At 73.2% G+C, this 12,816-nt stretch carries 8 protein-coding genes; 4 read left to right on the top strand and 4 right to left on the bottom strand.

The window, feature by feature from the left end:
* Positions 1-32: 32 nt before the first annotated feature.
* Complete coding sequence (locus ACWGKQ_RS38215) at positions 33-2,945, top strand: ATP-binding protein (RefSeq protein ID WP_453296641.1); 2,913 nt, start codon at positions 33-35, stop codon at positions 2,943-2,945.
* 14 nt (positions 2,946-2,959) lie between these two features.
* On the opposite strand, the gene ACWGKQ_RS38210 is transcribed toward ACWGKQ_RS38215, so the two are convergent.
* Positions 2,960-4,513 (bottom strand): acyl-CoA synthetase, encoded by a 1,554-nt coding sequence (locus ACWGKQ_RS38210; protein ID WP_453296640.1) that lies wholly within the window; start codon positions 4,511-4,513, stop codon positions 2,960-2,962.
* On the bottom strand, positions 4,510-5,619 hold the full coding sequence (locus ACWGKQ_RS38205; protein ID WP_453296639.1) for an NAD(P)H-dependent flavin oxidoreductase: 1,110 nt from the start codon (positions 5,617-5,619) through the stop codon (positions 4,510-4,512). Before ACWGKQ_RS38205 ends, ACWGKQ_RS38210 begins: the two co-directional genes overlap by 4 nt.
* A gap of 238 nt (positions 5,620-5,857) precedes the next feature.
* Here ACWGKQ_RS38205 and ACWGKQ_RS38200 point away from each other — a divergent pair, with 238 nt between their 5' ends.
* The 3 genes from ACWGKQ_RS38200 to ACWGKQ_RS38190 all read left to right on the top strand — a co-directional run bounded on the left by ACWGKQ_RS38200 (position 5,858) and on the right by ACWGKQ_RS38190 (position 8,835).
* Positions 5,858-6,784, top strand: a complete 927-nt coding sequence (locus tag ACWGKQ_RS38200) for a 2-hydroxyacid dehydrogenase (RefSeq protein WP_453296638.1) — start codon at positions 5,858-5,860, stop codon at positions 6,782-6,784.
* Between the two features lie 65 nt (positions 6,785-6,849).
* Positions 6,850-8,055 (top strand): acyl-CoA dehydrogenase family protein, encoded by a 1,206-nt coding sequence (locus ACWGKQ_RS38195; protein WP_453296637.1) that lies wholly within the window; start codon positions 6,850-6,852, stop codon positions 8,053-8,055.
* A 12-nt stretch (positions 8,056-8,067) separates the two neighbouring features.
* Positions 8,068-8,835: an SDR family oxidoreductase gene (locus tag ACWGKQ_RS38190; protein WP_453296636.1), complete on the top strand. Its 768-nt coding sequence runs from the start codon at positions 8,068-8,070 to the stop codon at positions 8,833-8,835.
* Between the two features lie 9 nt (positions 8,836-8,844).
* Here ACWGKQ_RS38190 and ACWGKQ_RS38185 read toward each other — a convergent pair whose 3' ends face one another.
* The gene (locus ACWGKQ_RS38185) at positions 8,845-10,416 is read right to left on the bottom strand and encodes a phytoene desaturase family protein (RefSeq protein ID WP_453296635.1); all 1,572 of its coding nucleotides are present in this window, start codon (positions 10,414-10,416) and stop codon (positions 8,845-8,847) included.
* A gap of 171 nt (positions 10,417-10,587) precedes the next feature.
* Entirely contained in the window at positions 10,588-12,807 is a 2,220-nt protein-coding gene (locus ACWGKQ_RS38180) for a tetratricopeptide repeat protein (protein ID WP_453296634.1), read from the bottom strand.
* Between the last annotated feature and the right edge of the window lie 9 nt (positions 12,808-12,816).

The raw sequence follows: 12,816 nt of genomic DNA, 5'->3' as shown, positions 1-12,816 counted from the left end.
CCCGGGCCGAACGAAAGAAAGCGGTACGGCATATGGCAACGGAGCCCCGGCAACCGGTCACGGACCAAAAGACCTTGATCGAGCGCCGACGGGAAATTCAGGCCCTCGACGCCGCGTTCCGGGAGTTGCGGCGCACCACCGGCGGCGTGCCACGAGCGCGGCGCAAGGGACTGCTCGCCTTCACAGGGTCGGCCGGACTGGGCAAGACGGCCCTCATCACGGAAGCACGCGCCAGGGCCGCGGCGGACGGGTTCACCGTGCTGTCGGGCCGGGGCGGCGAGGCGGAACAGGGTTCGGCGTTCCGTGTCGTACGCCAGTTGATGCAGCCCGCACTGGCGAGGATGGACGCGGCGGAACTCCACGCATTCCTGGGAAGCTGGTACGACACCGTCGCCGCCGTGCTCGGTCTCGAAGCACAGGGGTCCGCTCCCGCTCCCGACCCCACCGGAGTCCAGGAGGGCCTGGACTGGGTCATGACCCGGCTCACGGTGAAGAAGGCGCCCGTGGTCCTGCTCCTGGACGACCTGCACTGGGCGGACCCCGAGTCCCTGAAGTGGCTCACCTCCTTCGTGCCGCGGGTCGACGACCTCCCGCTGCTGCTCGTGGTCGCCTACCGGCCCGACGACCTGCCGCCGGAAGGGGGCGAACTGCGCACGCTCGTGGGCCACCACGGGGACCGCCCCCACGAGTTGGCGCTGCTCACCACCGAGGGGGTGACCCGGATCGTCAGAGCCGAGGTCGGGGAGTCGGCCGAGGACCAGTTCTGCAAGGAATGCTGGCTGGCCACCAGCGGGAGCCCCTTCGAGACGGTTGAACTCGCCATCAAGCTCGCCGAGCGGAAGGTGACCGGTACCGAGGACGACCTGCCCGCGATGCGTGAGATCGCCGCGGCGATCAAGGGCCCTGGACTGATCGAGCAGCTGGAGCGGCTCGGCACGGCGACCCAGCGCTTCGCGCACGCGGCGGCCGTGCTGGGTTCGCCCTTCTCGCCGCAGCTCGCCGCGACCGTCGCGGTGCTCGGCGAGGAGGCGGCGGCCGAGGCGATCCAGAAGCTGCGTACGGCCCGGTTCCTGTCCTACGGACACGACCTCGACGGCTCTCTCGAGTTCGTGCACCCGCTGATCGCCACGACGATCTACCGGTCCATCCGCCCGTCGGCCATCCGGGTCGGTATGCACAACGCCGCGGCGGTGGCCGTCCTGGCCGCGGGACACGGTCCCACCGCCGCCGCCCGGCATCTGCTGGAGGTGCCCTGCGAAGGCAACCCGGAGGCGGTGGAGTGTCTCCGCGAGGCGGCCCGCCTGTACCTGCGCGCCGGGGCCACCGAGGCCGCCCGACGGCTGCTGAGCCGCGCGCTGCGGGAGCCGCCGCTGCCCGAGGACCGTGCCGCGGTCCTGCACGAACTCGCGTGCTCCACCTTCCTGATCGAGCCCACGGCCACGGTGCGGTACCTGCGCCAGGCGCTGGCGGAGTCCGATGTCGACCCCGATCTGCGCGCGTCCGTCGTTTTCCGGCTGACGCAGGCGCTGGCCCACACCGACCAGCTGTCCGAGGCCGTGAGCGTGGCCACCGAGGAGGCGCGGAAGGCCACCAATCCGCGCGTCAAACTGCGCATGCAGGCCGATCAGTTCGTCTGGGGCATGTTCCAGGCCGACGACCACGAGTCCCCCGCACGCTCACGGACACTGACACGGCTGGCCGAGCAGTTGCCCGGCCGCAGTCTTGAGGAGCGCTACATCCTGGGACTGCGGGCCTGGGATGCCGTCCTGCGTGGCGAACCACGGCAGAGCACCCTTGCCCATGCCGAGAAGGCCCTGGCCGGCGGCATGAGCTGGACCGACGAGAACCGGGGTTTCGAGGTCCCCGCCTCGGTCGCGCTGGTCTTCATGTACGCCGACCAGCCGCGGCGGGCCGAGGAGTTGTTCGGCAAGGGGATCGCGGAATGCGTGGCCATGGGCTGGCGCGGCTCCCACCTGGCCCTCGGCCAGACCCTCGCGGGCTACATCCGCTACCGCCGCGGCTGTCTGGCCGAGGCCGAGGAGCTGGTCCGGGGAGGTCTGCAGATCGCCGACAAGGTGGCGGGGGCGGTTCCCGCCCAGTGGTTCGCCCTGGGCATCCTGATCCAGACGCTGCTGGCCCGTGGGCGCGTCGCCGAGGCGCGGGCACTCGCCGACGAGCACCAATTCGGTGCGACGGCTCCGAACGCCGTCATCTACCCCGACCCCCGCACCGTCTACGCCGAGCTCCTCCTCGCCGAGGGACGGCACGCCGAGGCGGCGCGGCTGTTGTCCGCGGTCGGGGACTGGCTGGACGCGCGGGGCTGGCGCAACCCGGCCTGGTGCCCGTGGCAGCTGCGGCTCGCGTCCGCGCTCGCCCCCACCGCCCCGGAGGAGGCGGTCGGCCACGCCGAGGAGGCGGTGCGCCGGGCCCGGGAGTTCGGTGCCGCCTCCGCCGTGGGGCAGGCCCTGCACACGCTCGCCGAGGTGACCGGCGGGCAGGCGGCGGTCGACCTGTACGCCCAGGCCGCCGAGCAGCTGGAGCAGTCGCCCGCGGCCTACGAACTCGCCCGCGCACAGATCGGGCACGGCGCCGCACTGTCCCTGGGCGGCCGGCTCCAGGAGGCCGCCGACCGGCTCTACCAGGGGCTGGAAGGTGCCGTCCACTGCGGGGCCGAGGCGCTCGCGGCCCGGGCCAGGGAGGAGCTCTCGGCGGCCGGGCTGCGGCCGCTGCCGTTGCGCTACGCGCAGGCGGACACGCTGACCGCGCAGGAACTGCGCACCGCCGAACTGACCGTCCAGGGGCAGCCGGTGGCCGTGGTCGCCAAGGAGCTGAAACTCACCGAGCAGGGTGTACGGCAGCTGCTGTCCCGCGTCTACCGCAAGCTCGGCACCGACGCCGCCGGCCTCGCCGGGTTCCTGGAGGCCCTCCACCGCCCGCACCCCTGAGGCGCCGGGCACCGTCAGACCGGCCGGGTGCGTCCCTCCCAGTAGGGGTCCCGCAGCCGCCGCTTGTACAGCTTGCCGTTGGGGTCGCGGGGCATCTCGGCGATGAAGTCGACGGTCTTGGGGCACTTGTAGCCGGCGAGTTGTCCGGCGCAGTGGGCGAGGAGGTCGGCGGCGAGGCCCGGCCCGGGTTCGTGTCCGGGGGCGGGTTCGACGACGGCCTTGACCTCCTCCCCCCAGTCGTCGTGCGGGATGCCGAAGGCGGCCGCGTCGGCGACGGCGGGGTGGGACAGGAGCACGGACTCGATCTCGGCGGGGTAGATGTTGACCCCGCCCGAGATGATCATGTCGATCTTGCGGTCGCGGAGGAACAGGTAGCCGTCCTCGTCGAGGTAGCCGAGGTCGCCGACGGTGAAGAAGTCGCCGATGCGGTTCTTCCTCGTCTTGGCCTCGTCCTTGTGGTAGGCGAAGCCGCCGGTGTTCATCTTCATGTAGACGGTGCCGAGTTCGCCGGGCGGCAGCCGGTTGCCGTCGTCGTCGAAGACCGCGAGTTCGCTGATGGGCCACGCCTTGCCGACCGTGCCGGGCTTCTTCAGCCAGTCCTCGGCGGTGGCGAAGGCGCCGCCGCCCTCGCTGGCCGCGTAGTACTCCTCGACGCTGGGGCCCCACCAGTCGAGCATGGCGCGCTTGACGTGGTCCGGGCAGGGGGCGGCGCCGTGGATGGCGTGCCGCATGGAGGAGACGTCATGGCGAGCGCGTACCTCCGCGGGGAGGGCGAGCAGGCGGTGGAACTGGGTCGGGACCATATGGGTGTGGGTGCACTTGTGTGCGTCGATCAGGCGGAGCATCTCCTCGGGGGTCCACTTGTCCATGAGGACGAGGCGGTGGCCTATGTGGAGTGACGCGCCCGCGAACTGGAGTACGGCGGTGTGGTAGAGCGGCGAGCAGACCAGGTGGACGTTGTCGTCGAAGGGGCGGATGCCGAAGATGCCGAGGAAGCCGCCGAGGTAGGCCTCCTCCGGGAGCCTGCCGGGCAGCGGGCGGCGGATGCCGCGGGGGCGGCCCGTCGTGCCCGAGGTGTAGTTCATGACCCAGCCCAGTTCGCGGTCCGCGGGTGCCGACTCCGGCTGTCCGTCGAGGAGTTCGGGGTACGGCCGGAAGCCCTCGACCGTGCCGACCGCGTACCGGTGGGTGGCCGGGAGGCCGGCCTCGTCGGCGGCCTGGCGGGCCGGGACGGAGAACCGTTCGTGGGCGAGCAGCACCTTGGCGCCGGAGTCGGCGACGATCCAGGCGATCTCCGGGGCGACGAAGTGGTGGTTGACCGGGACGAGGTAGAGGCCGGCCTGGGAGGCGGCCAGGTAGGCGGTGAGGAACTCGGGCCCGTTGGGCAGGACGACCGCGAAGGCGTCCCCGCGTTCCAGGCCCGCGGCCCGCAGCCCGTGGACGAGCCGGTTGGTGGCCGCGTGCAGCCGGCCTGCGGTCCATTCCTCGCCGTCGGGTGCGACGAGGACCGTGCGGTCGGGGTCCCGGGTGGCCTGGGCCCAGAATCCGGCGGGGGGCGTACTGGTCACGTGCCGCTCCTTCCGGCGATGCGGTTGATGCGGTCGACGGCCTGCTCGAAGCCCCGGGTGAGGTCGTCGAAGACGGCCTGGACGCTGCGTTCGCTGGTCATGCGGCCGACGATCTGGCCGACGGGGGTGCCGAGCAGGGGCGCGACCTCGTACTTCTGGATGCGGGTGAGGGCCTCGGCGACGAGCAGGCCCTGGAGGGGCATGGGGAGGGTGCCGGGACCGTTCGGGTCGTCCCAGGCGTCGGTCCACTCGGTGCGCAGCTGGCGGGCCGGTTTGCCGGTCAGGGCACGGGAGCGGACGGTGTCGCCGGAGCCGGCGGCGAGCAGCTTGCGGGTCACGGCGGGCGAGGAGAGGTCGGCTTCTGTGACGGTCAGCCACATGGAGCCCAGCCATACTCCTTGGGCGCCGAGGCTGAGCGCGGCGGCCACCTGCTGCCCGCTGCCGATGCCACCGGCCGCCAGGACGGGCAGCGGGGCGACGGCGTCGACGACCTCCGGGGTGAGCACCATGGTGGCGATCTCGCCGGTGTGGCCGCCGGCCTCGTAGCCCTGGGCCACGACGACATCGATGCCCGCGTCCTGGTGTTTGACCGCGTGCCGGGCGCTGCCGGCCAGCGCGGCGACGAGGATGTCCTGGTCGTGGGCGCGGTCGACGACGTCGGCGGGCGGCGATCCGAGGGCGTTGGCGAGCAGCCGGATCGGGTAGTCGAAGGCGACGTCGAGCTGGGTCCGGGCGACCTGCTCCATCCACCCGGTGATGCGCCAGCCGGACACCTCCCCCTCGGCCAGCTCGGGCACGCCGTACTTGGCGAGGGTGTCCCGTACGAACTGCCGGTGCCCCTCCGGGATCATCGCCTCGACGTCGGCCTCGCTGACGCCCTCGACCTTCTTGGCGGGCATGACGACATCGAGCCCGTACGGCTTCCCTTCGACATGTGCCTCGATCCAGTCGAGGTCGCGTTTGAGGTCGTCGGGGGCGGTGTAGCGGACCGCGCCGAGCACTCCGAAACCGCCGGCCCGGCTGATGGCCGCGGCCACGGCGGGAAACGGCGTGAAGCCGAAGACGGCGTGCTCGACTCCCAGGGTCTTGCTCAGCTCCGTCTGCATGGGCGCAGGATGCCGCAGTCACGCGGCCGACGGAAGAGGTTTTCTGATGCCCCGTCAGATTCGTCGATGATTCCCGGTCGGTTCTCCCGGCGCGCCCTCGTTTGGGGCCCGCACCCTTTCGGCCCTCCATCCGACCCCAACGGGCAATGTCTCCTCGATCACGTGACAGCGCGTCACGCAGATGATGATCGTGGACCAGCGGGGGGATCCGGTGTCGTCGTGCGATCGTGAGGGAGTCATGGGGCAGGTCTGGCTTCCCGCCCAGTTCACCAGCTTCGCGGGCCTGCCCGAGACCCTGCGGTACGCACGCTGGGACGGCCACGCCGACTTTCCGTCGGATCCGGGCCGGGTGGAGTTCTACGTCCCTCCCCTGGTCCAGGATCTCCGGACCATCAGCAGACCGCTCGGCCGGATGACCCGTCTCAGAGCGATGCAGGCGCTGAGCTCCGGTCACGACGGGCTGAGCGCGGAACTGCGCCGCCTCCCCGGCAAGGTCACGTTGTGCAACGCCAAGGGCACCCATGCGCCCAGCACGGCGGAGCTCGCCCTGACGCTGATCCTCGCCTCGTTGCGGGGCGCGCCGGAGTTCACCCGGTGTCAGGACCTCCGGGAGTGGCGGCCCGCGGTGTTCTCGTCGCTGTACGAGCGGACCGTCCTCGTCGTCGGGTACGGCGCCCTCGGGTCCGCCGTGGAGGACCTGCTGGCGCCGTTCGGATGCGCGGTCGTCCGGGTCGCGCGGACCGGACGGCGGTCTCCGCGCGGGCCGGTGCACGCCGTGTCGCGGCTGCCGGAACTCGTCGCGGAGGCGGACGTGGTCATCCTGACCACCGAGCTGACGGCGGCCACCCGTCAGCTGGTCGACGCGAAGCTGCTGGCCGGGTTCCGGGACGGCGCGCTGCTGGTGAACGTCGCCCGGGGCGCGGTCGTCGACACGGACGCCCTGTGGGAGGAAGTGCGCGACGGGCGGCTGCGCGCCGCGCTGGACGTGACGGACCCCGAGCCGCTGCCCGCGGACCATCCGCTCTGGGGCGCCCCCGGCGTGGTGATCACCCCGCACGTCGGTGCGCTGACCCCTTCGCTGTGGCCCCGTCTCGAAGCCCTGGTCCGCCGGCAGCTCGTGCGGTTCGCGGCGGACGAGGAGCTGGACAACGTGGTCGCCTACTGATGCCGCGAGACCAGGACGCCGACTGGACGCCGACGGAGTGCAGGAACGACAGAACAGGAGCCAGTGTGGGCACCGAACTCTCCGATCCCGGGGGCCGGTCCGGCGCGTCCGGCGATCTCTCGCCCGTGGCGGCGGCACGGGCACTGGTCCCTCTCCTCGCCGAGCAGGCCGCCCGCACCGAGGAGGGCCGCCGGCTCACGGACACCGGCGTGAGCGCGCTGCGGCAGGCCGGGATGTTCCGGCTGGGCACCCCGGTGGCGGACGGCGGCCACGGTGCGGGCGCCCGTACCGCGGTGGACGTGTGCGAGGAGCTGGCGCGCGGCTGTGCCGCCAGTTCCTGGATCGTGGGCATCGCCTACGGCGGCAACCTGTTCGCGTCCCAGCTCGCGGACTCCGAGCGTGCCGTCCTGTGGAAGGACGACCCGGACGGGTTCGTCTGCGGCACGGCCAACCCGTCCGGAACGGCCCGGCGGACCGCCGACGGCTGGGTGCTGAGCGGCAGTTGGCCCTGGATCTCCGGCATCCACCACGCCCCCTGGACGCTGCTCGGCTTCACGTGGACGAACGACGGCGGCGAGCCGGAACGCGGCATGGGCCTGGTCCCCACGTCGGACCTGACCGTCGACGACGTCTGGTTCGTCGCCGGGATGCGGGGAACGGGCAGCAACACGGCCGTGGCGGACGACGTGTTCGTGCCCGACGCGCGGACGATCTCCCTGACCGCCATGGCGGACGGGACGTACCGGGACCGCCATCCCGACGAGCCGCGGATCACCTTCCACCTCTCCATCAACCTGCCGCTGGTGGCGACCGCGGTGGGGATCGCCGTCGAGGCACTCCACCGGGTCGTCTCAGCCGTCGCGGGCGGAAAGCGGGCGGCCTCGCCGCTGTACCGGCTGGTCGCCGAGGCCCCCGCCCATCAGCTGAACGTGGCCGACGCCGCGCTGCTGATCGACACCGCGCGGCTGCATCTCGGCCGCGCCGCCGACGAGTTGGACGCCCGGGCGCGTGCCGGCCGGCGGCCGGACCCGCACGAGCGGGCCCGGATGCGCATGGACGCCGCGCACGCCATGCGGTGCGCTCGCGAGGCCGTGAGCCTGTTGCTCGACACCGCCGGGGCCGGGAGCTTCGCCGACGGGACCGTGCTGCAAAGAGCCTGGCGGGACATCGAGACGGCGTCCCGGCACGCGGCGCTCAGCGTGCAGACCAGCAAGGAGATCTACGGTCGTGCTCTGCTGGGTGCCCCGCTGCCGGCGAACCCGGTCATCTGAGAGGAGCCGACAGTGAGCGAGACGAGTGCCGACAGCGGCGCAGCGCCCAGGGTGGCCCTGGTCACCGGTGCCGGGCGGGGCATCGGCGCGGCCGTCGCCGGACGGCTGCACCGGCTCGGGCTCCGGGTGGCCCTCCTCGACCGCGACGAGGACGCGGTCACCGCGCTGGCGGCCGAACTGGATCCCGGCCGGGGCACCGCGCTGGCGCTCGCCGCCGACGTGAGCGACACCGCCGCGCTCGAGGACGCGGTGCGCACGGTCGCCGGCGTCTGGCACGCGCCTGATGTGCTGGTCAACAACGCCGCCCGTACTGTTCCGGGATCCGTGTGGGACATCGGGCTCGACGAGTGGGACGCCGTGCTGGCCACCAACCTGCGCGGTGTCTTCGCGCTGACCCGGCTGTGCGCGCCGGCGATGCGGGAGCGCGGGTGGGGGCGGGTCGTCAACCTCGCCTCGCTGGCGGGCCAGCAGGGCGGCACGCTCGCCGGCGCCCACTACTCGGCGTCGAAGGCCGGTGTGCTGGTCCTGACCAAGGTGTTCGCCCGTGAGCTGGCGCCGTACGGCGTGACCGTCAACGCGGTCGCACCCGCGGCCGTCGAGACGCCTGCGGTGGCGGAACTCGGCGCGGCGGCGGTGTCCGGGATGGCGGCGGGCATCCCTGTCGGACGGCTGGGCAGACCGGTCGAGGTGGCCGCCCTCGTGGCCCATCTGGTGGGCGAGGAGGCCGGATACGTCACCGGTGCCACGTTCGACATCAACGGCGGGACGCACATGCGCTGACGCCCGTGGTCAGCCGTCCCGCTGTTCGAGCACCGCCATCGCCGCGTTGTGCCCCGGCACCCCGCTCACCCCTCCCCCGCGCACCGCGCCCGCCCCGCACAGCAGGACGTTGGCGTGCGGGGTCTCCACGCCCCAGCGGCCGGTGCCGTCCTGGGCGTAGGGCCAGGACAGGTCGCGGTGGAAGATGTTGCCGCCGGGCAGGCGGAGGTCGCGTTCGAGGTCCAGGGGGGTCTTCGCCTCGATGCAGGGGCGGCCGTCGGCGTCCAGGGCCAGGCAGTCGGTGATCGGCTCCGCGAGGTGGGCGTCCAGCTGGGCGAGGGTGGACTTGAGGAGTTCGTCGCGTACGGCGTCGTTGTCGGCGGTGAAGAGCCGGGCCGGGGTGTGCAGGCCGAAGAGGGTGAGCGTCTGGTAGCCGCGTTCGGCCAGGTCACGGCCGAGGATGGTGGGGTCGGTCAGGGAGTGGCAGTAGATCTCCGAGGGCGGGGCGGCGGGCAGCCGGCCGGCCGCCGCCTCGGCGTGGGCGGCGGCCAGTTGCCCGTAGCCCTCGGCGATGTGGAAGGTGCCGGAGAACGCCTCCCGCGGGTCCACGGCGGTGTCGCGCAGCCTGGGCAGCCGCTTGAGCAGCATGTTGACCTTGAGCTGGGCGCCCTCGGCGGGCTCCGGGGCCGGGTCGCCGGTGAGGGCCGCGAGTTCCTGCGGGGAAGCACCCACCAGGACGTGCCGGGCGGCGGCGATGCCCTCCCCGTCGGCGGTGCGGTAGGCGACCTCGGCGGCCCGGCCGTCCGTCTCGATCCGAACCGCCTCGTGCCCGGTGGCGAGCACCGCGCCCGCCGAGCGCGCGGCGGCGGCCAGCGCGTCGGTGAGGGCGCCCATGCCGCCGACCGGCACGTCCCAGGCGCCGGTGCCGCCGCCGATGACGTGGTAGAGGAAGCAGCGGTTCTGGCGCAGCGAGGCGTCGTGGGCGTCGGCGAAGGTGCCGATCAGCGCGTCCGTGAGGACGACCCCGCGCACCAGGTCGTCCGAGAAGTTCTCCTCGATCGCCACCCCGATCGGCTCCTCGAACAGCTCGCGCCAGGCCGCCTCGTCGTCGATCCGGCGGCGCAGTTCCTCGCGCGCGGGCAGCGGTTCGGTGAGCGTCGGGAAGACCCGCTCGGCGACCTTGCCGGTCATGCCGTAGAAGCGGCGCCAGGCCTGGTACTCGGTCTTGCCCCCGGTCAGCCGTTCGAACGCCTCGCGGATCCGCCGCTCGCCGCCGCCGACCAGCAGTCCGGTCGGGCGCCCGTCGCGCTCCACGGGCGTGTACGAGGAGACGGTACGGCCGCGGACGCGGAAGTCCAGGCCGAGATCGCGGACGATCTTTCTCGGCAGCAGGCTGACCAGGTAGGAGTAGCGGGACAGCCGTGCGTCGACACCGGCGAAGGGGCGGGTGGAGACGGCGGCGCCGCCGGTGCGGCCGAGCCGCTCCAGCACCAGTACGGTGCGGCCGGCCCGGGCGAGGTAGGCGGCCGCGACGAGGCCGTTGTGGCCGCCGCCGACGATGATCACGTCGTAGGCGCGGGCGGGTGCGGTGGCAGCGGGCATGGTTCTTCGTAACACATGATGATCTAGGTAGGTAAGAGCCATGCCGGTACGCTCCGCTGGGGAGGGCCGGTTTCCACGTGCGGGTCGTGGGTGGCTGGTCGCGCCCACGCGGCGGAGCCGCATATGTGTGACAGCCCCGCGCTCCTTTGGGGCGCGTAGTGGGGCCGCGTTTCAAAGTCGGCCTCCTGAAGCGCGCTGTTGGCGGAGGACCGCCACTCTCCGGTACAGCTCCACCGCCTCCGTGCCCCGCCCCAGCTGTTCCAGGCAGTGTGCCTCGTCGTTGCGGCTGGCCAGGGTGTCCGGGTGGTCGGAGCCGAGGACGCGTTCCCGGGCGGCGGCGACGCGCCGGTACTCGGTCAGCGCGTCCGTCCAGCGGCCCAGCCACCCCAGGCTCACGGCCACCTCGCGGCGGCTGACCAGGGTGTCGAGGTGGTCGGCGCCCAGGACCCGTTCGCGGATCGCGCACACGTCACGTGATTCCGCGAGGGCCTCCTCCCAGCGGCCGAGCCGGCCGAGGTTGACGCCGAGGCCGTGGCGGGCGCGCAGGGTCTCGGGATGGGCGGGGCCCTGGACGCGGGTGCGGTCGTCGATCAGGGCGCGGTAGAGGGCGAGCGCGTCGGCGCTGCGGCCCAGGCGGCCGAGGCTGATGCCGACCTCGTAGCGGGCGGCGAGGGCGTCGGGGTGGTCGGCGCCGAGGGCGCGGGCGCGTGCGTCGGCGACCTCGCGGTAGGTCTGCAGGGCCTCCTCCCAGCGGCCCAACTGGCCCAGTGCGTAGGCCACTTCGTAGCGGGTGACCAGGGTGTCGGGGTGCAGCGGGCCGAGCACCCGGGCGCGGGCCGCGGCCACGTCGTGGGCCATCCGGTACGAGTCCTCCAAGTGGCCCAGCCTGCTGAGGTTGAAGGCGAGATTGTGGCGGCAGCGCAGGGTGTCCGGATGGTCGGGGCCGGTCAGCCGCTGCCGGTCGGCGAGCACGGCCGTGTACACCTGGTGGGCGTCGAAGTGGCGGCCCAACTGGCCCAGCACGTAGGCCGTCTCCTGGCGGGCGGCGAGGGTGTCCAGATGGTCGGCGCCCAGTTCGCGCTCCCGGGCCGCGGCGACCTCGGTGTACTCGCGCAGCGCGTCGGCGGCGCGGCCGGTGCGGCTGAGGACGAAGGCGATCTCGTAGCGGCTGGCGAGGGTGTCGGGGTGGTCGGGGCCGAGGAGGCGGGTGCGTTCGGCGGCGACGGCGCGGTGCACCTCGCCCGCCTCGGCCCAGCGGCCGAGCCGTCCCAGGCTGAGCCCGGCGTTGTGCCGGCCGGCGAGGGCGGTGAGGGCCTGCGGGGAGGGGGCGGGTGCCGCCGCGCCGGTGGCCGGGCGGGTGGTCCACTCGCCGGTGAGTCCGGCACCGGGGTCGGGCGGGGTGCTGCGCAGGGCGGCGCCGGTCGCCTTGTGGCCGGTGGTCATGCCCCGGGTCCAGGACGGCAGCCGGGGCTCGTGGGCGGCCGGTTCGGGGGGCCGGAGCCGGGGCTGCGCGGTGACGACGGTGGGGACGTAGGTGGGTGTCGTCCGCCCGGAGGTGATCCGGCGGCCCAGCTCCCGGGCGTCGTACGGTCGTTGCTCCGGCCGTTTGGCCAGCAGGTCGAGGACGACCTTCTCGAACCAGCCGGGCAGCTCGGGGCGGTGGCTGCGCGGCGGGGCGGGCCGGGTGTCGCGGTGGCCGACGAGGACGGCCCAGGCGTCCTCGAGGTCGAACGGCGGTGCCCCGGTGGCGATCTCGTAGAGCACGCAGCCCAGCGAGTACAGGTCGCTGCGCTGGTCGACCTCGGTGCCGCCGATCTGCTCCGGGGACATGTAGTGCGGGGTGCCCATGGCGATGCCGGTGCCGGTGAGGCGGGAGGTGAAGCCGATGTCGTGGCCGAGGCGGGCGATGCCGAAGTCGCAGAGCTTCGCGGTGCCGTCGGTGAGCCGCATGATGTTCGCCGGTTTCAGGTCCCGGTGCACGATGCCCTGCTGGTGGGTGTAGGCGAGGGCGGCGGCGACCTGTTCGGCGATGTCGACGACGTCGCCGACGGGCAGCGGGTGGTGTCTGTTGTCCTCCATGAGCTGGCTGAGGTCGCGGCCGTCCAGTAACTCCATGACCAGATAGAGGATGCCGTCGTGCTCGCCGAAGTCGTGGACGACGGTGACCCCTCGGTGGGAGAGCGCGGCGGCCACTCTGGCCTCGCGCCGGAACCGCTCCCGCAGGACGCGGGTGAACGCCTGGTCGTGGTGCGGGCCGAGCGGTTTGAGGCACTTCACGGCGACCTGCCGGCCGAGGGACTCGTCGCGGGCCCGCCACACCTCGCCCATCCCGCCCCGCCCGATCAGGTCGAGCAGCCGGTACCGCCCCTGGACCAGCCTGCTGTCAGCCATCGCGCGCCG

This window comes from Streptomyces sp. NPDC054770 (assembly GCF_053611985.1).
The sequence above is the reverse complement of the archived record's forward strand: the minus strand, read 5'-3'. Positions and strand labels throughout refer to the sequence as shown.

Bases quoted from the DNA above. Each gene is read 5' to 3' on its own strand.
- ACWGKQ_RS38205 (WP_453296639.1), bottom strand. From the start codon at position 5,619: ATGCAGACGGAGCTGAGCAAGACCCTGGGAGTCGAGCACGCCGTCTTC.
- ACWGKQ_RS38185 (WP_453296635.1), bottom strand. From the start codon at position 10,416: ATGCCCGCTGCCACCGCACCCGCCCGCGCCTACGACGTGATCATCGTC.
- ACWGKQ_RS38200 (WP_453296638.1), top strand. From the start codon at position 5,858: ATGGGGCAGGTCTGGCTTCCCGCCCAGTTCACCAGCTTCGCGGGCCTG.
- ACWGKQ_RS38180 (WP_453296634.1), bottom strand. From the start codon at position 12,807: ATGGCTGACAGCAGGCTGGTCCAGGGGCGGTACCGGCTGCTCGACCTG.
- ACWGKQ_RS38215 (WP_453296641.1), top strand. From the start codon at position 33: ATGGCAACGGAGCCCCGGCAACCGGTCACGGACCAAAAGACCTTGATC.